General features: G+C 70.2%; 19 protein-coding genes and 3 pseudogenes. 8 read left to right on the top strand and 14 right to left on the bottom strand.

The features are described 5' to 3' along the window. Positions 1-12: 12 nt before the first annotated feature. A complete protein-coding gene (locus BN971_RS06395; RefSeq protein WP_085179996.1) occupies positions 13-450 on the bottom strand; it encodes an NfeD family protein in 438 nt (145 codons plus the stop codon). 59 nt (positions 451-509) lie between these two features. Between BN971_RS06395 and BN971_RS06400 the strand changes: the two genes are divergently transcribed. Beyond that, positions 510-1418 (top strand): hypothetical protein, encoded by a 909-nt coding sequence (locus tag BN971_RS06400; protein ID WP_085179995.1) that lies wholly within the window; start codon positions 510-512, stop codon positions 1416-1418. Here the strand turns inward: BN971_RS06400 and BN971_RS06405 are convergent. The 4 genes and pseudogenes from BN971_RS06405 to BN971_RS06420 all read right to left on the bottom strand — a co-directional run bounded on the left by BN971_RS06405 (position 1384) and on the right by BN971_RS06420 (position 4722). After that, a pseudogene (locus BN971_RS06405) lies at positions 1384-2431 on the bottom strand (ferrochelatase). The gene BN971_RS06400 and the pseudogene BN971_RS06405 overlap by 35 nt on opposite strands. A 6-nt stretch (positions 2432-2437) precedes the next feature. Beyond that, positions 2438-3247 (bottom strand): NADH-dependent enoyl-ACP reductase InhA, encoded by an 810-nt coding sequence (inhA, locus tag BN971_RS06410; protein ID WP_085179993.1) that lies wholly within the window; start codon positions 3245-3247, stop codon positions 2438-2440. A 45-nt stretch (positions 3248-3292) separates the two neighbouring features. Further along, the gene (gene fabG1, locus BN971_RS06415; protein WP_085179992.1) at positions 3293-4060 is read right to left on the bottom strand and encodes a 3-oxoacyl-ACP reductase FabG1; all 768 of its coding nucleotides are present in this window, start codon (positions 4058-4060) and stop codon (positions 3293-3295) included. A gap of 59 nt (positions 4061-4119) precedes the next feature. Continuing rightward, a complete protein-coding gene (locus tag BN971_RS06420; protein WP_085179991.1) occupies positions 4120-4722 on the bottom strand; it encodes a TetR/AcrR family transcriptional regulator in 603 nt (200 codons plus the stop codon). Between the two features lie 168 nt (positions 4723-4890). Between BN971_RS06420 and BN971_RS06425 the strand changes: the two genes are divergently transcribed. The 3 genes from BN971_RS06425 to qcrB all read left to right on the top strand — a co-directional run bounded on the left by BN971_RS06425 (position 4891) and on the right by qcrB (position 8505). Then, entirely contained in the window at positions 4891-5793 is a 903-nt protein-coding gene (locus tag BN971_RS06425) for a bacteriorhodopsin-like (protein WP_085179990.1), read from the top strand. Positions 5794-5933: 140 nt separating this feature from the next. Then, entirely contained in the window at positions 5934-6746 is an 813-nt protein-coding gene (locus BN971_RS06430; RefSeq protein ID WP_170322113.1) for a beta-carotene 15,15'-dioxygenase, Brp/Blh family, read from the top strand. A 91-nt stretch (positions 6747-6837) separates the two neighbouring features. Beyond that, a complete protein-coding gene (qcrB, locus tag BN971_RS06435) occupies positions 6838-8505 on the top strand; it encodes a cytochrome bc1 complex cytochrome b subunit (protein WP_085179988.1) in 1668 nt (555 codons plus the stop codon). Here the strand turns inward: qcrB and BN971_RS06440 are convergent. From BN971_RS06440 to BN971_RS06460, 5 genes and pseudogenes are all read right to left on the bottom strand, one after another. Beyond that, positions 8502-9509, bottom strand: a complete 1008-nt coding sequence (locus tag BN971_RS06440) for a VWA domain-containing protein (protein ID WP_085179987.1) — start codon at positions 9507-9509, stop codon at positions 8502-8504. The two genes, qcrB and BN971_RS06440, sit on opposite strands and share 4 nt — an antisense overlap. Beyond that, positions 9506-10459 (bottom strand): DUF58 domain-containing protein, encoded by a 954-nt coding sequence (locus BN971_RS06445; RefSeq protein WP_085179986.1) that lies wholly within the window; start codon positions 10457-10459, stop codon positions 9506-9508. Before BN971_RS06445 ends, BN971_RS06440 begins: the two co-directional genes overlap by 4 nt. Then, the gene (gene moxR1, locus BN971_RS06450) at positions 10456-11589 is read right to left on the bottom strand and encodes a chaperone MoxR1 (RefSeq protein WP_085179985.1); all 1134 of its coding nucleotides are present in this window, start codon (positions 11587-11589) and stop codon (positions 10456-10458) included. Before moxR1 ends, BN971_RS06445 begins: the two co-directional genes overlap by 4 nt. 167 nt (positions 11590-11756) lie before the next feature. Then, a complete protein-coding gene (ripB, locus tag BN971_RS06455) occupies positions 11757-12503 on the bottom strand; it encodes an NlpC/P60 family peptidoglycan endopeptidase RipB (RefSeq protein ID WP_085179984.1) in 747 nt (248 codons plus the stop codon). 25 nt (positions 12504-12528) lie between these two features. Further along, positions 12529-12963: pseudogene (locus tag BN971_RS06460) on the bottom strand (NlpC/P60 family protein); the annotation flags it as partial. On the opposite strand from BN971_RS06460, the pseudogene BN971_RS06465 reads away from it, so the two are divergent. Then, positions 12949-13737, top strand: a pseudogene (locus BN971_RS06465) (S1C family serine protease); the annotation flags it as partial. The pseudogenes BN971_RS06460 and BN971_RS06465 sit on opposite strands and share 15 nt — an antisense overlap. Beyond that, a complete protein-coding gene (locus BN971_RS06470) occupies positions 13737-14297 on the top strand; it encodes a MogA/MoaB family molybdenum cofactor biosynthesis protein (RefSeq protein WP_085181438.1) in 561 nt (186 codons plus the stop codon). The pseudogene BN971_RS06465 and the gene BN971_RS06470, both read left to right, overlap by 1 nt. A gap of 12 nt (positions 14298-14309) precedes the next feature. On the opposite strand, the gene mscL is transcribed toward BN971_RS06470, so the two are convergent. The 4 genes from mscL to BN971_RS06490 all read right to left on the bottom strand — a co-directional run bounded on the left by mscL (position 14310) and on the right by BN971_RS06490 (position 16597). After that, a complete protein-coding gene (gene mscL / locus BN971_RS06475; RefSeq protein ID WP_085181437.1) occupies positions 14310-14768 on the bottom strand; it encodes a large-conductance mechanosensitive channel protein MscL in 459 nt (152 codons plus the stop codon). Between the two features lie 65 nt (positions 14769-14833). Then, the gene (locus BN971_RS06480) at positions 14834-15514 is read right to left on the bottom strand and encodes an SAF domain-containing protein (RefSeq protein ID WP_085181436.1); all 681 of its coding nucleotides are present in this window, start codon (positions 15512-15514) and stop codon (positions 14834-14836) included. A 64-nt stretch (positions 15515-15578) separates the two neighbouring features. Continuing rightward, the gene (locus BN971_RS06485; RefSeq protein WP_085181435.1) at positions 15579-15917 is read right to left on the bottom strand and encodes an FmdB family zinc ribbon protein; all 339 of its coding nucleotides are present in this window, start codon (positions 15915-15917) and stop codon (positions 15579-15581) included. 44 nt (positions 15918-15961) lie between these two features. Further along, positions 15962-16597 (bottom strand): 5-formyltetrahydrofolate cyclo-ligase, encoded by a 636-nt coding sequence (locus BN971_RS06490; RefSeq protein ID WP_085181434.1) that lies wholly within the window; start codon positions 16595-16597, stop codon positions 15962-15964. 76 nt (positions 16598-16673) lie between these two features. Between BN971_RS06490 and BN971_RS06495 the strand changes: the two genes are divergently transcribed. Both BN971_RS06495 and glp read left to right on the top strand, forming a co-directional pair. Next, on the top strand, positions 16674-17585 hold the full coding sequence (locus tag BN971_RS06495; protein ID WP_085181433.1) for a UTP--glucose-1-phosphate uridylyltransferase: 912 nt from the start codon (positions 16674-16676) through the stop codon (positions 17583-17585). A gap of 39 nt (positions 17586-17624) precedes the next feature. Then, positions 17625-18917 carry a molybdotransferase-like divisome protein Glp gene (gene glp / locus BN971_RS06500; protein ID WP_085181432.1) on the top strand — a complete coding sequence of 431 codons (1293 nt, stop codon included), beginning with the start codon at positions 17625-17627 and terminating at the stop codon, positions 18915-18917. Positions 18918-18922 lie beyond the last annotated feature (5 nt).

Consider the following 18922-nt stretch of genomic DNA (forward strand, 5'->3'; position numbering starts at 1 on the left):
CTCTCGCGGCCGCTACAGGCCAGTTTTGAGGACCACCGCCGTGGCGCCCTCGATGTGCATCACGGTCACCGACTCGCCGGGTTCGTAGACGTCGCCCTCGTTGAAGGGGCGCGCGGTCCACACCTCGCCGTCGAGCTTGACCTGCCCCGCGTCGTGGCCGACGCGATCGAGGACCACGGCCTTCTTACCCTCGAGCGCCTTGATTCCGGTCTCCAGCGCGGTGGCCGGTGTCAGCCGTCGTCGCAGCGCGGGCCGGACCAGCACCAGCAGCAGCACCGACACGACCAGGAACACCGCCCCGTCGGCCCACTGCGGCCAACCCGTCAGCCAACTCGTCAGCGACGCGGCCAGCGCGCCCCCGCCGAGCATCACCAAGAACAAATGGCCGGTGAGCGCCTCCGCACCGGCCAGCACCAGTGCCGATATCAGCCAGAGCACCGCGGCGGGCATGCGGCCAGAATACGCGCGCGTCCGGCCTTTGCCGGACGGAACAACTACACTGCGAAACCATGTGGTGCCCGAGTGTCTCGCTGTCCCTGTGGGCCAACGCCTGGCTCGCGGGCAAAGCCGCGCCCGACGACGTCTTGGACGCGTTATCGTTATGGGCGGCAAAGCAATCGGTAACCGCGTATGATGCCGTCGCCGCCGGGCACACCGGACTCCCGTGGCCCGACGTGCATGACGCGGGCACGGTCTGTCTGCTGCAGACCCTGCGCGCGGCGGTGGGCCGTCCGGACGGTCCGGGCCGGTTGCGCGGAACCATCAACGTGGTCATGCCCGTCCCCGGGGATGTGCGCGGCCTGGCCGCAGGAACTCAATTCGCGCGCGATGCCCTGGCCGCGGGCGAGGCGATCATCGTCACCAACCCGGACAATCCCGGCACGGCCGTCGGCCTGGTCCCCGAGTGCGCGTATGACGACTTCGACGAGGCGGCCGAACCGTGCGCCCTGTCCTGGACGGTCTACTCCCTGCCCGGCGCCCCGGTGTTCGACCACTACGAGCTGGGCGACGCCGAGTACGCGCTGCGCTCGGCCGTGCGCTCGGCCGCCGACGCTTTGGGCGAGATCGGCCTCGCGTCCGCCGCCGACGTCGACGATCCCCGCGCGCTCATCGAGCAACTCCTGGAATCCGCGCGGCAGCACCGCATTCCCGAACACGCGCCGACGCGCGCGTTGCGGGTGCTGGAGAACGCGGCGCACGTCGACGCGATCATCGCGGTCGGTGCCGGGCTGAGCCGGCCCGCCGACTCCGCGGAACGGTTCTCGGCCCCGCTGATCGCCGGCCTCGAACCGGCGGGGGCGCAGTCGTCGTCGGAGGCCCGGATCGCCAGCGACGCGCTGCGGCCGCTGACCGCGGTGGTGCGCTCGGCGCGGATGGCCGCGGTCACCGCCATCCTGCACTCGGCCTGGAGCGACTAGCTCTCCCGGGGGTCGCGCGCGGCGCAGTGCGGCGGTCGGCACGGCTCACCGTTGACGCCGGCGAGGCATCCCGGCACCGGATCGGGGCCGGAAATCCGTTCGGGCGGTAGACCTTTGCGCAATTCGTCGATCAGCCCCGCGGCCAGCCGCGCGTACCGACGGTCGGCGTTGAACGTCGATGCCCGCGCTAACGCGACACCGGCCGCCTCGGCCTGCGCGCGCAATTCGGTGTCGAGGTCCCACACCACCTCGATGTGGTCGGAGACGAACCCGATGGGACACACGATCACGGCGTCGGTGCCCGCGGCGCTCAGCGCCGCGAGGTGATCGGCGATGTCGGGCTCCAGCCAGGGCACCTGCGGCGGCCCCGAGCGCGACTGCCAGACCAGGTCGTAGTCGCCATAACCGGCCGCCGCGGCGACCAGCCTTGCGGCGTAAGCGACTTGGCGGCTGTACAGGTTCGGGCCGAGGCGCTGGTCGGCGGCCACCGGGACGGAATGCGCCGTGAAGACCAGCCGGGCGCCGGCGGGCACCGCCCTGGCCGCGGCGGCGATGTTGTCGGCGAACATCTCGACGAACAGCGGATGGTCGAAGTACCGCCGCAGCTTGATCAGCTCGGGCGCGCCGGGCCCGGCCGCCGCGCGGGCGCGGGCCAGGTCCTCGGCGTACTGCGTGCAGCCGGAGTAGCCGCTCCACGCCGAGGTGGTGAACACCGCGGCCCGGCGGATCCCGTTGTCGCACATGGCCGCAACCGCGTCTTCGACATACGGCTCCCAGTTGCGGTTGCCGAAGTACACCGGCAGGTCTATTTCCTTGCGCAACTCGGCGATCAGCGCACGGTTGATCCCGTTGATCGGCGAGACGCCGCCGAAATGCAGGTAGTGCTCGGCGACCTCGTCGAGCCGGTCCGGCGGCACGTTGCGGCCGCGGGTGACGTTCTCCAGGAACGGCCTGACCTGCTCGGGCCCTTCGGGGCCGCCGAATGACAGCAGCAGGACGGCGTCGAAGTCCATTGGCGGCTAGAGCAACTGGGTACTGGCGCCGCCGTCGGCGAAGATGACGGTGCCCGTCGTCGCCGGGAGCCACTCGGAGAGCAGCGCGCACACCGTCTTGGCTACGGGCGTCGCGTCCTTCATGTTCCAGCCCAGCGGCGCGCGCTGGTCCCAGCCCTCCTCGAGCAGGTGGATCTGGGCTCCGGCCTCCTCGCCGAGCGCGCCGCCGACGATCGCGCTCATCGCCAGCGTCCGGATCGGGCCGGCCGCAACGAGATTCGAGCGCACGCCGTACTTGCCGGCCTCGCGCGCAACGAATCGGTTCACCGACTCCAGCGCGCTCTTGGCGACGGTCATCCAGTTGTAGGCGGGCATGGCCCGGGTGGGGTCGAAGTCCATGCCGACGATCCCGCCGCCGGGGTTCATGATCGGCAGCAGCGCCTTGGCCAGCGAGGCATAGGAGTAGGCGGAGATGTGGATGCCCTTGGCGACGTCCTCGAAGGGGGCGTCGAAGAACGGGTTGATGCCCATCCCGGACTGCGGCATGAAGCCGATCGAATGCACCACGCCGTCAAGCTTGTTGCCCGCACCGATGACTTCGGTGACCCGTTCGGCCAGCGTGTCCAGGTGCTTCTCGTTCTGCACGTCGAGCTCGATCAGCGGCGCCTTGTTCGGCAGCCGGTCGGCGATGCGCTGGATCAGCCGCAGCCGGTCGAACCCGGTCAGCACCAGCTCGGCCCCCTGCTCCTGGGCCACCCGCGCGATGTGAAACGCGATCGACGAGTCGGTGATGATCCCGGTGACCAGAATCCGTTTGCCTTCGAGCAGTCCTGCCATGTCCGTCCTCGTTGTGTGGTTGACGCCGCCGCGTCGTGGTTGAAATCAGTGGCCCATGCCCATGCCGCCGTCGACCGGAATCACCGCACCGGAGATGTAACTGGCGTCCTCGGACGCCAGGAAGCTGACCACACCCGCGACTTCGGCCGCGGTGCCGACCCGCTTGGCGGGGATGAATTCCAGTGCGCCCTGCTGAATCCGCTCGTCGAGCGCGCGGGTCATGTCGGTGTCGATGTAACCGGGGGCCACCACGTTGGCCGTGACGTTGACCTTCGACAGCTCCCGGGCGATCGAACGGGCCATGCCCATCACGCCGGCCTTGGAGGCCGCGTAGTTGGCCTGGTTGCCGATGCCCCAGGTGCCGGAGACCGAACCGATGAAGATCATCCGGCCGAACTTGTTGCGCTGCATGCTGCGCGACGCCCGCTGAGCCACCCGGAACGCCCCGGTGAGGTTGGCGTTGATGACCTTCTCGAACCTCTCCTCGGTCATCCGAATGAGAAACGCGTCCGCGGACAGGCCGGCGTTGGACACCAACACCTCGACCGGACCCTGGTGCTCCTCGACCTCTTTGAAGGCGCGGTCGACGGCGGCGGTGTCGGTCACGTCGCACTCGACGCCGAACAGCCCGTCGGGCACCCCGGATCCGCGGTGCGTGACGGCGACCTTGTGGCCGTCGGCGGCCAGCCGCTGCGCGATCGCCAGGCCGATCCCCCGGTTTCCGCCCGTCACCAGGACCGAACGGGACACGAATGCGGGTCTGCCCCAGGCGGATGCGGCGTCGGTGGCGGTCTCGGTGGCTGTCTCAGTCACCCCGACAACCTAGCGCCTCGCCGCGGCGGGGCCGAAATGGGGCCGAAATGGGTCGGGGCTCAACTCGGGTCCGAAGGGCGTCCGCCGCCTCGGCCCGCGCCCCGCAGCACGATGTCGACGGCCGCCTCGATGACGTCGTCGTCGGGCACCGTCCCGAACATCAGCGACGGGCAGGCGACCACCCCGGAGAGCATCCAGACCGCCGCGTCCAGCTCCGGGCCCTCGAACGCCCCGGCGAGAATGGCCCGGATCGGTCGCTGGCCCTCGGAGTTGATCTCGTTGCGGATCCGGCTCATCGTGTCGACCGTCGCCCACTGCGCCATCGCCGACAGCACCCGGTCGAGCCGCAGGTCGAGGACTCCCTGCCGAAACGCCGTCAGCTCCCCGATCAGGTCGGCGCGGAGGTCGCCGGTGGGCTCGGGATGCTTGAAATCCCGTACCGCCACCAGCGCCATGGCCGCCAGGTCGGACCTCGACGGCCAGTGCTTGTAGAGCGTGGTCTTGGAGTACCCGGCGCGCTCGGCGACCCGGGCGTGCGTGAGCGCTTCGGAGCCCTCCTCGACGAGCACGTCGAATGCCGTGCGCGCGACATCCGCCCGGGTGCGCACGATGCGGGCGTCCTCGCCCTGCGCGTCCGTGTGGCCGCCGTGGGCAGGTGTCATCGATCGCGCCCTTCTCGCGCTGCACGCGGTCTGGATGTGTGACAGGTGATGCTCAAAATTACCCGATGAACGGCTCGATCAGAAATGTTCGTGATTACCACTACTGTACTCTTTGTTCATTAGTGTACTGTCTGTTCTGTCCTATCCGGCACGTTCAAAGGTTCGACGATGATCCCCAACGAACTGACCCCCTCCCAATACGACACCGTCTACAACCTCTTTTCCTTCTCGATCGCGGCGCAGCTGTTCACCGCGATCTTCCTGCTGGCGGCCCAGGGACGGGTGCTGGCCCGTTACCGGCAGGCCGTGGTGATCTCCGCGATCGTGTGCGGCATCGCCGCCTACCACTACTTCCGCATCTTCGACTCGTTCAGGCAGGCGTTCGTGACCACGGCCCGGGGCGGGCGCGGCACCTATGTCCAGGCGGCCGGTGAGTCGTTCAACGAGGGCTACCGCTACGTCGACTGGCTGCTGACCGTGCCGTTGCTGCTGACGGAGCTCGTCGTCGTGCTGGCGCTGGCCCGCAAGCTGCAGAGTTCCCTGCTTCGCCGGCTCATTCCCGCTTCGGCCGTGATGATCGGGCTGGGCTATCCCGGAGAGATCAGCGGCGACAACGCGGTGCGCAACATCTTCGGGTTGCTGTCCACGATTCCCTTCCTCTACATCCTCTACGTGCTGTTCGTCGAGCTGACCCGCTCGCTGGATCGTCAGCCGGCGGCCGTGCGCAGCACCGTCAGCGGCATCCGGTTCCTGCTGCTGGCCACCTGGGGCGTCTACCCGCTGGCCTACATCATTCCGCTCTACGCGTCTCACGCCGGAGCGGCCGCGTGGGTGGCCAAGCAGGGCGGCTACTCGGTTGCCGACATCTTGGCCAAGTGCCTCTACGGCCTGCTGATCTACAAGATCGCCCGCCTGAAGTCCGCGGCCGACGACCCCGGCTTCGCCGCCGAGGAGGGTGCCCACGCGGACGTGCCCGCCGGATCCCACAACGGCGTGGGCAATGGCAGCGGCAAACCGGCCAAGGTGCTCGCCGGTCCCGGCCACGACGGCACACCCGCGGCGACGGCGTAGCGCGCTCCCCCGTCATGGTCCACCCCGCAAGGCAGGTGCACGCGGAACCGGAAGGCCGCACGGGTCTTCCGGTCCCGCACCCCGCACCGCCCCCTGCCGGGCGGCCTCCGCTGGCGACCGCCACCCGGTGGTCACGGTGGATGCTGGCCGGCACGGCGGTGGTGGCGGGCGGCCACGCCGTCGGGCTGCCCGCCGTTCCGGGGCCGGTCGTGCTGGCGGTCACCGGACTGGGGCTGGTGGCCGGGGTCCCGCACGGAGCGGCCGACCACGTGATCGCCACGCGGCTGGCCGGAGACCGGCCCATGGTGGTCGTCGTCGCCGTGTACGCCGGTGTCGCGGCCGGTGTATGGGCGCTGCTGCGGTGGGCCGGTCCGATTGCGCTGGTCGCGGCTGTGGCGCTGAGCGCGCTGCACTTCGGCCTCGGCGAGTTCGAGGTCGCTCGCCGGCTCACCGGCTGGCGCCCGTCCGCCGTGGAGGCCGTGGCGATCGTCGTCGCCGGGTCGGGGGCGCTGCTGTTGCCGCTGGCCCGTTGTGGCGACCAGTTCAGCGCGGTGGCGACGTCCGTGTCACCGGGTCTGGCGCGGGCGCTGGGCTGGGCGCCGCTGCAGACCGGCCTCGTGGTGACGTGGCTCTGCGCCGCGCTGGTCGCGGGGCTTGCCGCGCTGCGGTCCGCCCGTCCCGGGGTCGCCTGCGACGTCACGCTCGTCGGCGCAGTCGGGATGCTGGCGCCGCCGCTGCTCGCGTTCGCCGTCTGGTTCGGCGGCTGGCACTCGCCGCGGCACTGCGCGCGGATGCTGACCGCCGAACCGGGCTGCGCCGCGCTGCTTAGCGCGGGCCGGCGGTCCCGTCGGTTGCGGCGTGGACGGCGTTCGTCGCGCTCGGCTGGTTCACGGCGGCCGCACCGAACCCGACCGTGGCGACGGCCGAGGTGCTGCGCCTGCTGCTCGCCCTGACGGTCCCACACACGCTGGTCGTCCTCTGGTCCGACCGGCATACCCGGCTCGTCCCACACCTGGAGGGGGCACACCTGGAGGGGGAAAAAATATGAGTTCCAGAATCGATATGAGCACGGTCCTCGCGCACCAGGCCGAGGCGGTCGACAGCCGCTATCACCCGGCGGCGGCCATACGCCGCCAGCTGAACAAGGTCTTCCCGACGCATTGGTCGTTCCTGCTCGGCGAGATCGCGCTGTACAGCTTCGTCGTGCTGCTGCTCACCGGCGTGTACCTGACGTTGTTCTTCGACCCGTCGATGACGGAGGTCACCTACAACGGCGTCTATCAACCGCTGCGGGGCGTCGAGATGTCCAAGGCGTACGCGTCCGCGCTCGACATCTCGTTCGAGGTGCGGGGCGGGTTGTTCGTGCGGCAGGTCCACCACTGGGCCGCCCTGCTGTTCGCCGCGTCGATCATGGTCCACCTGGCGCGCATCTTCTTCACCGGCGCGTTCCGGCGGCCGCGTGAGGCCAACTGGGTGATCGGATCGATGCTGCTGATCCTGGCCATGTTCGAGGGCTTCTTCGGCTACTCGCTGCCCGACGACCTGCTCTCCGGAACCGGTTTGCGGGCGGCGTTCTCCTCGATCACGTTGGGAATCCCGGTGATCGGCACCTGGCTGCACTGGGCGTTGTTCGGCGGGGACTTCCCCGGCGACGTCATCATCCCCCGCCTGTACGCCATCCACATCCTGCTCTTCCCGGGCATCATGCTCGCACTGATCGGACTGCACCTGGCGCTGGTGTGGTTTCAGAAGCACACCCAGTTCCCCGGGCCCGGACGCACCGAACACAACGTCGTCGGCGTGCGGGTGATGCCGGTGTTCGCCGTGAAATCCGGCGGCTTCTTCGCCGCGGTCGCGGGATTGCTGGGCCTCATGGGCGGGCTCTTGCAGATCAACCCGATCTGGAACCTGGGTCCCTACACGCCTTCTCAGGTCTCGGCGGGCTCGCAGCCCGACTTCTACCTGATGTGGACCGACGGGCTGGTCCGGCTGTGGCCGGCGTGGGAGTTCTACTTCTGGCACCACACGATCCCGGCCGCGGTGGCCGTCGCGGTCTTGATGGGCGTCATCTTCGCCGCGCTCATCGTGTATCCGTTCCTCGAACGACGGTTCACCGGCGACCGCGCCCACCACAACCTGTTGCAGCGCCCCCGCGACGCCCCGGTGCGCACGTCGATCGGGGCGATGGCGATCGCGTTCTACATCGTGCTCACGTTCTCGTCGTTCAACGACATCATCGCCTACCAGTTCGACGTGTCCCTGAACGCGACGACGTGGGTCGGGCGCATCGGGATGGTGGTGCTGCCGCCGATCGTCTACTTCGTCAGCTATCGCTGGTGCGTCAGCCTGCAGCGCAGCGACCGCGCCGTGCTCGAGCACGGCATCGAAACCGGGATCATCAGGCGCTTGCCGCACGGCGCGTACATCGAAGTGCACCAGCCGCTGGGCCCGGTCGACGAACACGGCCACCCCACCCCGCTGCAGTACCAGGGCGCCCCGATTCCCAAGCGGCTGAACAAGCTTGGCATGGGCGGGCGGCCGGGCCCGGGCAGCTTCCTGTTCGCCGATCCACCCGCCGAAGCCGCCGCGCTGCTGCGGTCCGCCCACGCCGTCGAACAGCTCGCGCTGACGGCACTGCGCGAACGCCAGAACGGCAACGGCAACGCCGCCAACGGGAACCATCCGGGGTCACCGGAGAACGGCGAGGTCTAGGTGGGCAGCCGGCGGTTGATCAGCAGCGCCGCCAGCGCCGCCAACGCCAACACGATGGCGCCGAGCCGCAGCCAGCCGACGCTGGCGTCGCCCTTGATGGTCTCGTAGCCGATCTGCTGCTGCAGGCTCGCGTACACCGATTTCAGCTCGGCCAGGCTCGCGGCGTTGTACCAGGATCCGCCGGAGAGCTCGGCGACCTTCCTCATGGTGGAGTCGTCGACGGGCACCGGCTGGCGCTGGTCGTTGATCTCGACGAACCCGTACGGTGTGCCGAACGAGATGGTCGAGATCGGCACGCCCTGATCCTTGGCGGTGCGCGCCGCGGTGAACGCGCCCTTGGGGTTGTCGGGGTTGGTCGGCATCGTCTCCTTGCCGTCGGAGAACAACACGATGCGCGCCGGCGGGGGCGTGTCGCCGCCGCCGATCACCGCGCCCACGGTGGCGATCGCCTGTAGCGCGGTGAAGATGCCCTCGCCGGTGGCGGTGCGGTCGGCGAACTGCAGCTTGTCCAGCGCGTTCTTGGTCGCGTCCCGATTCGTCGTCGGCGACACCAGCACCGTTGCGGTGCCGGCGTATTCGATCAACCCCAGATTGATGCCCGGCGTCAGCTCGTCGGCGAATTGCTTGGCGGCCTCCTGCGCGGCGGCCATCCGGTTGGGTGCCACGTCGGTGGCCCGCATCGACTGCGACACGTCGATCACCAGCATCACCACCGCGCGGTTGCGGGGGATGCGGACGTCGTTGGTCGGCCCGGCCATCGCGATCGTGAACAACACCAGGGATCCCACCAGCAGGATCGCCGGCACGTGCCGCCACCGCGAGGGCCGCTTGGGCGCAACGCTTTCCAGCAGCTCCATGTTGGCGAACCGCAACATCCGCCGCTGGCGGGCGACTTGCATGACCACGTACAACACGGCCAGCCCGACGACGAGCACGAGGAAAAGGAAGAACCACGCGTGCGCGAAGCCGGACAGCGACATCGCGCCGAAGAACGGCAAACTCACTGACGTCCCGCCATGGCCCCGCGCCGGCGGGACTCGACGAAGCGGACGATGTCGGCGATCCAGTCGCGGTCGGTGCGCAGCGTCAGCACCGGGGCGCCGCAGCTGCGAAACGTGCGCGCGACCTCGGCGCGGTGCGCCGCGGCGGCTTTGGCGAAGTCGTCGCGCAACTGGGCGTCGATGGTGAACTCGCGGGTGACCCCGGATTCGGCGTCCTGCAGCACCACGTCGCCGACGTCGGGCAGCTCGACGTCGCGGGGATCGAGCACCTCGACGGCCAGCACCTCGTGCCGGGCGGAGATCGCACGCAGGGGCCGCATCCAGTTGATCGGGCCCAGGAAGTCGCTGATGATCACCGCCATGCCGCGACGTCGCTCGGGGCGGCGCAAGGCGTCGATGGCCATCGCCAAGTCCCCGCGGACCCCGACCGGCGCCCGCGGCGTGGTGGCGATGGTCCGCAGCAGCGTGTGTTCGTGCTGGCGCCCGGAGCGCGCCGGCACCCGGATCGTGGTCGCGCCGTTGGAGATCAGCGCGCCGAACCGGTTGCCGCCACCGCTGTTCAGGCAGGTGATCGCCGCCGCGGCCGCCACGGCCAGGTCGCGCTTCTCGCACCCGACGGTGCCGAAGTCCAGGCTGGCCGACATGTCCACCACCAGCCACGTCTCCAGCTCGCGGTCGGCAATCATCTGCCGCACGTGCGGGTGGGTGGTGCGCGCGGTGACGGCCCAGTCCATCCGCCGGACGTCGTCGCCGGGCTGGTACTCGCGGGACTCGCCCGGCTCGGAACCGGGCCCCGGGATCAGCCCCAGGTGATCGCCGTGCAGGACGCCGTCCAGCTTGCGGGTGACCGTGAGCTCGAGCTTGCGCAGCGCCGCCGACAGCTTCGGGTCAACGATCTGCCCGCGCTGCATCGACGGCGGGTGCCGGGGAGCCGGGTCCTTGGGTTCGGTCACCGACCGCCGGCCGCTCCCGCGGCCTGCATCACCGGGGCCACCGACTGGCCTTGCTGCGGAACGGCATTGACCTGAGGCAGGGCCACCGTCTGCAGCACCCGGTTGATGACGATCTCCGGCGAGATCTCGTCGGCGAGCGCGTCGTAGGTGAGCACCAGCCGGTGCCGCAGCACGTCGGGGATCACGTCGACGACGTCCTGCGGGATGACGTAGTCGCGGCCGCGCACCAGGGCCAGCGACCGGGACGCCGCGATGATGCCCAGCGAGGCACGCGGGGACGCGCCGAACGAGATCCACGTCCTGACGTCGTTCATGCCCAGCTGCTCGGGATGGCGGGTGGCGGTCACCACGCGCACGACGTAGTCGACGAGGGCGTGGTGCACGAAGTTGTTGGCGGCGATGTCCTGCAGGCGCAGCAGGTCGCCGGTCTGCATGATCTGCTTGGGCTCCGGCGGGCGCACGCCCATCCGGTAGATGATCTCGCGCTCCTCTTCGGGCGTCGGGTAGCCGACGTTGATCTTGAACAGGAAGCGGTCACGCTGCGCCTCGGGCAGCGGGTACACGCCCTCGTGCTCGATCGGGTTCTGCGTCGCCATCACCAGGAAGGGGTTGGGCAGCGGGAAGGTCTTGCCGCCGATCGACACGTGACGCTCCTGCATGACCTCCAGCAGCGCCGACTGCACCTTGGCCGGGGCGCGGTTGATCTCGTCGGCCAGCAGGAAGTTGACGACGACGGGCCCGAGTTCGGTGTCGAACTCCTCGCGGCCCTGCCGGTAGATGCGGGTGCCGACGATGTCGGTGGGCACCAGGTCGGGGGTGAACTGGATGCGCGCGAACGTCCCGCCGACCACCTTCGCGAAGGTCTCGACGGCCAGCGTCTTGGCCACCCCGGGGACACCTTCGAGCAGGACGTGGCCCTTGGACAGCAGGCCGACGAGCATCCGCTCCACCAGCTGGTCCTGGCCGACGATGATCCGCTTGACCTCGAAGACGGCGCGCTCCAGGGTGTGGACGTCTGCGGCCAGCCCGTCACCACCGCCGGACGGCCCTTCGTGGGTCGGGGGGCCGGCGTGAGCGCCCGGGCCCGAGTAACCGCTGGCGCCCGGGGGCGGCCCGCCTGCTGTTGTCATGTACTACTACCCTCCACGGCTCAATGGGACACCACTGCTGGCACGACCGGTGTCGTGGGGCAGCGACGTGCCCGGGTCCAACTATTCCAGGCCCGCCGGATTCCGTCGACGCTGGTGGTTCCGCCCGGCACGCGCCGGAGAAGACCCATCCAGGCCGCGACGCCGGATCAGTACTCGATGATCCTAGTCAGGAACGGCGTCATGCCGGGCTTGCGGACCGGGCTGACGGTGACGTGCCCGGCGAGGCTGGACGCTTCCAGCATCTGGCCGTTGCCCAGGTACATGGTGACGTGCTGGCTGCCGTTGGGGCCGTAAAAGATCAGATCGCCGCGTCTGGCCTGGTCCGGCGGGATGTGGCGGCCGGCGTTGTACTGGTCGCCGGAGAACCGCGGGATCAGCACCCCGACGCCGGCGAACATGTAGCGCATCAGGCCCGAGCAGTCGAAGCCGTTGATGTTGGCGCCGTCGCCGACGCCCTTGCTGGGGCCGTCCAGCGAACCGCCGCCCCAGGAGTACGGGACGCCCATCTGGGAGCCGCCGCGCTTGATGACGTACTCGATCGCCTGCTGCCCGTAGACCCGCGGGATCTTGCCGCCGGGGTTGGTGGCGGCGGCCGGAGCGGGGGCGGGGTCGCCGCCGATGTTGATGCCGAGCCCGCCGAGGAACTGCTTGCCCAGGTTGAAGGTGGTCTGGGTGGCTTGCGCGGTGGCCTGCAGCGAGGCGTTGGCGACCGCCAGCGGGTCGCCCGGGGCGCCGGCGCTGATCATCGCCGGCAGGGTGGGATCCCACGCGCCGGGGTCGGCCTGGGCGACGGGAGCCGGGGCGGCCGCCGACACCGCCACAGACAGCATCAGCCCGGTCACCAGCGTGGTGACCCAGCCCAGGTTGAACAGGGCAAACCGCTTGCGGCGCATGGCTCCTCGTTTGCTACTCACTCGATCACCACTCGATGTACCGGACCACATAGGGAGTCATGCCGCTGGTGCGCACCGGCGCCACGCGGACCTTCAGCCCGATGTCGGGCGCCTCGAGCATCTGCCCGTCGCCGAGATAGAGGGTCACGTGCTGGCTGCCGCCGGGCCCGTAGAAGATGACGTCGCCGCGCCGCATCTGCGCCGACGGGATCTTGCGGCCCAGGTTGTACTGCGACCCGGAGTAGTGCGGCAGCTTGATGCCCACGCCGGCGAACGAGTACAGGATCAGGCCCGAACAGTCGAACCCGGTGATGCCGGCCCCGGAGTCGATGCCCTTGCTGGGGCCCGCCGCGTTGCCGCCGCCCCAGGAGTACGGCACGCCGATCTGCGACATGCCGCGGCGGATCACGTATTCGCTGGCCTGGCGCCCGTACACGCGGGGAATGCGCCCGGCGGTCCCGCCGCGCCGGCGCCCAAGACCACGGTCACCTTCTCCGACGGCCGCACGGCGCCCTTCACGGTGGTCGGTGCGGACCCGACCAGCGACATCGCGGTGATCCGCGTGCAGGGCGTGTCCGGCCTGACCCCCATCTCCCTGGGGTCGTCGTCGGATCTGCGGGTCGGCCAGCCGGTCGTGGCGATCGGCTCGCCGCTGGGTCTGGCGGGCACGGTGACCACCGGGATCGTCAGCGCGCTGAACCGGCCGGTGTCGACCACCGGTGAGTCGGGCAACCAGAACACCGTGCTCGACGCGATTCAAACCGACGCCGCGATCAACCCCGGCAACTCCGGTGGTGCGCTGGTCAACATGAGCGGGCAGCTGGTGGGAGTCAACTCGGCGATCGCGACCCTGGGCGCTGACTCCCCGGACGCGCAGAGCGGTTCCATCGGCCTGGGCTTCGCGATTCCGGTGGACCAGGCCAAGCGCATCGCCGACGAGCTGATCACCAGTGGCAAGGCCACGCACGCGTCGCTGGGCGTCCAGGTGTCCACCGACAAGGGCACGCCGGGCGCCAAGGTCATGGACGTGGTGCAGGGCGGCGCCGCCGCGGCGGCGGGGGTGCCCAAGGGGGTCGTCGTCACCAAGGTCGACGACCGCCCGATCAACAGCGCCGACGCCCTGGTGGCGGCCGTGCGTTCCAAATCGCCCGGCGACAAGGTGACGCTGACGTTCCAGGATCCCGCTGGCGGCAGCCGCACCGTTGCGGTCGTCCTCGGGAAGGCGGATCAGTAATGCGAGTCGATGAGCCCTCTGCCGCGGGACTGTCCGAGCTGGGCTACGCGGTGGCGCCCCTGGAAGCGGGCGCGGAGTTGGTGGTCGGCCGGGCGCTCGTCGTGGTCGTCGACGACCGCACCGCGCACGGCGACGAGGAGGACCACAGCGGACCGCTGGTCACCGAGCTGCTCACCGAGGCGGGATTCGTCGTCGACGGCGTGGTGGCCGTCGCCGCCGACGAGGTCGAGATCCGCAACGCGCTCAACACCGCGGTGATCGGCGGGGTGGATCTGGTGGTCTCCGTCGGCGGGACGGGAGTCACGCCGCGCGACGTCGCCCCCGAGGCCACCCGCGAGATTTTGGACCGCGAGATCCTGGGCATCGCGGAGGCGATCCGGGCGTCGGGCCTGTCGGCCGGAATCATCGACGCCGGGCTGTCCCGCGGCCTGGCCGGCGTGTCCGGCAGCACCTTGGTGGTCAACCTCGCCGGTTCCCGTTACGCCGTGCGTGACGGAATGGCGACGCTCAATCCGCTGGCCGCGCAGATCATCGGGCAGTTGTCGAGCCTCGAGATCTGACCGGGTCCGACGTTATCGCGACTCGGCGTCCGCGCGGGGCCCGTGGTCCGGCGGCGGTGTCGTCTCCGCGCCGCCGTGCCTGCCCGAAGAGCCTCCGTTGCTCTGCGCGAGCAGGTCACGGATTTCGGTGAGCAGGACGATCTGGGCGTCGTCGGCCTGCTCGACCTCGCCGCGCTTGCGCAGGGTGTTGTAGGGCAGCACGACGAAGAAGTACACGACGAACGCGACCAGCAGGAAGTTGATCGCGGCCGACAGCAGGATGTTCAGGTCGATGGTCTGGCCGCCGCCGATGCTGATTTTCAGGACGCCGACGTCGGAGTTCTGTTTGACGCCGACGCGGTTGATCAGCGGCGTGATGATGCTGTCGGTGAACTTGGTGACCAACGCGGTGAAGGCCGTACCGATGACCACCGCGACGGCGAGGTCGACGATATTGCCCCGGGACAGAAACTCCTTGAATCCTTTGAACATTGCAGCGCCCTTTCTGGACTGGACAAGGTTTGCTGCGGGTCCGATACCGGGCGGCGGGCAGGGGCTCAGTGCAGGGTGAGGGTCACCGCTTGGCCCAGCGCTGAGGCTGCCACCGTGTTCGCTACGCGAGCCGGCAGCGCAACCAAGACTACGCGGTCGCCCTCCTCTGCCCGGCCTTTCTGCCTCGCCGACACGAGAACGACGACGGCGTCGGTCGCCACCACCCGCGGGGCCGGCTGGGTGCCCTCGGACGAGTTGCCGGTCGGCGCGGCCAGCACGTCGACGACATCGCCGACGCGGACGAGGTCGACCAGGCCGTCATCGGCCAGATGCAGCGGCACGATGCGGGCGCCGGGACCGGCCTTCGCCCCGACCGCGGCCTCGGCGAGCCTGCTGCCCAGCAGCCGGACGTCAGTGAGGACTTCGCCGCGCCGCGCGGGGCCGGCCAGCGTCGCGCCGAGCACGGCGACCATATCGGCCTGGGAACCGTCGGGAACGCTTGTGGCCAAACGCTTTTCGAGCCGAACATCGTCGGCCGTCAACGCGGTGCCCGGGGACAGATCACGTGCGGCCACCACCACCTCGGCGCGATCGCCGGAGGGGTCGGGGCGCAGCGCCGCGACGGCGGCCACCGCGACCAGTAAGCCCGCGGCCGCCCGGCGGGCCCGCACGGTCCGGGTCCAGTCCGGGCGCAGCGATGCCGACAGGCGGCGCACCAGCGTTGCGTTCAGCGAGGAGTCGCCCACGGCGCAACCGTAGGCGCGGCGCGCCGTGCGGGGGTCCGGCGCGAGGCCGGCTGTGGATAACTCGTCAGGTGGTGGCGGCCGCGGTCGACGGAGTGCTGCTGCTGGCCGACTTCTCGCCCGATCCCGACTTCTCGCTCGGGGTGGACTTCTCGGTGGACTTCTCCGCCGATCCGGAACCGGACCCGTTGTCGCTCTTGGCGGACCCGTTGGTGGAGCTCTTCGCGGATTCGCGGCTGTCGGTGCGATAGAAGCCGCTGCCCTTGAACACGATGCCGACCGAGTTGAAGCGCTTCCGCAACCGTCCCGCGCAGCGCTCGCAGGTGGTCAGCGCGTCGTCGCTGAAGGCCTGCACGATGTCGAAGCGGTCGCCGCACTCGGTGCACTCGTAGGTGTAAGTCGGCACAAAAACCTCCGGATGGTCAAAACCCTGATTAGCACTCTAACGTCTCAAGTGCTAGAACCGCCACGTGATGTGTCGCATTCCCCGGCGCGTCCCCCGCAAAACAGGGCGATCAGCCCGCCGTGCGGCGTGATCGCGTGGGTCATGCGGACGTCGTGCGGCTCGGCCGGCAGCTCGTCGAGCACCTCGTCGTCGCGGACGACCGCGACCAGCCGGGCCCGCGCGTTGCGCTCACCGAGGGAGCGGTCGTAGAACCCGGCGCCGCGGCCGAGCCGCACGCCGCGGCGGTCCACCGCCAGGCTCGGCACCAGCACCAGGACGGCCTCGCCCAGGGCCGACGGCGGCAGGTGCGGCTCGGGCGGCTCCAGCAGACCCCAGCGGCCGCGCATCAGCGCGCCGGGCAGGTACTCGCCCCAGGACAGCGGCAGCGGGGTCTGGTCGGCGGCCGTGCGGGCGATCGGCAGGAGCACCCGCGCCGACCGGCGCAGCAACGTGTCGAGCATGTCTATCGACCCGGGCTCGGTTCCCACCGGCACGTACGCACACACCGTGGCGCCGCGCGGGACCACCTGCTCCAATTGGCGGCCGAGCAGTCGCGCCTCTGCGGCCCGGACCTCGTCGTCGACGCCCCGGCGGCCCGCGAGCAGCTGCTCTCGCAACGCGGCCTTGCTCGCGGTCGGCATTCGTCAACGATGACAGGCCGGGCGTTCGCGCCGCCACATCGACTCGGAAAAGCGAATGGCGGTTATGGTGTGAACGATGTCATGCCCAATTGCGGGGGTTCCGCGCACGGCGGTCGTGCCCGCGGCCGGACTCGGTACCCGCTTTCTGCCCGCGACGAAAACGGTGCCCAAGGAGCTGCTGCCGGTCGTCGACACTCCCGGCATCGAGCTCGTCGCCGCCGAGGCGGCCGAGGCCGGCGCCGAGCGGCTGATCATCGTGACCTCCGAGGGCAAGGACGGCGTCGTCGCGCACTTCGTCGAGGACCTGGTGCTCGAGAGCACTCTGGAGGAGCGGGGCAAGAAGGCGATGCTGGCCAAGGTCCGCCGGGCCCCGCAGCTGATCAAGGTCGAGTCCGTCGTGCAGTACGAACCGCTGGGACTGGGGCACGCGATCGGATGCGTGGAGCCCAGACTGTCCGACGACGAGGACGCCGTGGCCGTGCTGCTGCCCGACGACCTGGTGCTGCCCACCGGCGTGCTGGAGACGATGTCGAAGGTGCGGGCGCACTACGGCGGCACCGTGTTGTGCGCCATCGAGGTGACCCCCGAGGAGATCAGCGCCTACGGCGTGTTCGACGTCGAGCCGATCCCCGATGACGACAATCCCGACGTGCTGACGGTCAAGGGCATGGTCGAGAAGCCCCGGCGGGAGGACGCTCCGTCGCTGTACGCCGCGGCCGGCCGGTACATCCTCGACCGTGCCGTGTTCTCCGCCCTGCGCCGCATCGACCCCGGGACCGGCGGCGAAGTGCAGCTCACCGATGCGATCGCGTTGCTGATCTCGGAGGGCCACCCCGTCCACGTCGTCGTGCACCACGGATCTCGACACGACCTGGGAAATCCCGGCGGCTACCTCAAAGCTGCGGTTGACTTTGCGTTGGATCGTGACGACTACGGCCCGGAATTGCGGCGGTGGTTGGTCCAGCGGCTGGGCCTGACCGCGCGCTAGCCGGGCCCGTCACGGCATCAGAGGGCAGAAAGGCACGCCGTGCGTTCTGTGGAGGAGCAGCAGGCCCGGATCACCGCCGCCGCGGTTGCCCCGCGGCCGATCCGGGTGGCGATCGCCGAGGCGCAGGGTTTGTTGTGCGCCGAGGAAGTGGTGACCGAGCGGCCGATGCCGGGGTTCGACCAGGCCGCGATCGACGGCTACGCGGTGCGCAGCGTCGACGTGCTGGGGGTCGGGGAGGTCGGGGTCGACGGGCTGCCCGCACCCGTCGATGACACCCACACCGAGGAGGACCTCCGCGACGGGCTGGTCCTGCCGGTGATGGGCACCATCGAGGCCGGGACGCGCACACCCAGCCGGCTGCAGCCCCGGCAGGCCGTCCGGGTGCAAACCGGGGCGCCGCTGCCCACGCTCGCCGACGCCGTCCTGCCGCTGCGGTGGACGGACGGCGGGACGTCGCGGGTGCGGATCTATCGCGGGGCCCCGTCGGGCGCCTACGTGCGCCGCATGGGTGACGACGTGCAGCCCGGCGACGTCGCCGTGCGGGCCGGAACCGTCGTCGGGGCGGCCCAGGTGGGGCTGCTGGCGGCGGTCGGCCGCGAACGGGTGCTGGTGCATCCGCGTCCGCGCCTGACGGTCATGGCCGTGGGCGGGGAACTGGTCGACATCTCCCGGACCCCGGGAAACGGGCAGGTCTACGACGTCAACTCCTATGCGCTGGCGGCCGCGGGCCGCGACGCCGGCGCGGAGGTCAACCGCATCGGCATCGTCAGCAGCGACCCCCAGGAGTTGCGCGAGGTGGTCGAGGGGCAGATCAACCGCGCCGAGGTGGTGGTGATCGCCGGCGGGGTCGGGGGCGCGGCCGCCGAGGCGGTCCGGTCGGCGCTGTCCGAGCTCGGCGAGATGGAGGTGGTCCGGGTCGCCATGCACCCGGGGTCCGTGCAGGGCTTCGGCCAGCTGGGCCGTGACGGCGTTCCGACGTTTCTGCTGCCGGCCAACCCGGTCAGCGCCCTGGTGGTCTTTGAGGTGATGGTCCGGCCGCTGATCCGGTTGTCGCTGGGCAAGCGGCAGCCGATGCGCCGCGTCGTGCAGGCCCGCACGCTCTCGCCCATCACGTCGGTCGCGGGGCGCAAGGGTTACCTGCGCGGGCAGCTGATGCGCGACCAGGAGAGCGGCGAATACCTGGTGCAGGCGCTCGGCGGCGCTCCCGGCGCGTCGTCGCATCTGCTGGCCACCCTCGCCGAGGCCAACTGCCTTGTCGTGGTGCCCACCGGCGCCGAGCAGATTCGCACCGGCGAGGTCGTCGACGTCGCCTTCCTGGCCCAGCGCGGCTGAGCCGA

The organism is Mycobacterium bohemicum DSM 44277, assembly GCF_001053185.1.
GTDB classification, from domain to species: Bacteria; Actinomycetota; Actinomycetes; order Mycobacteriales; family Mycobacteriaceae; genus Mycobacterium; species Mycobacterium bohemicum.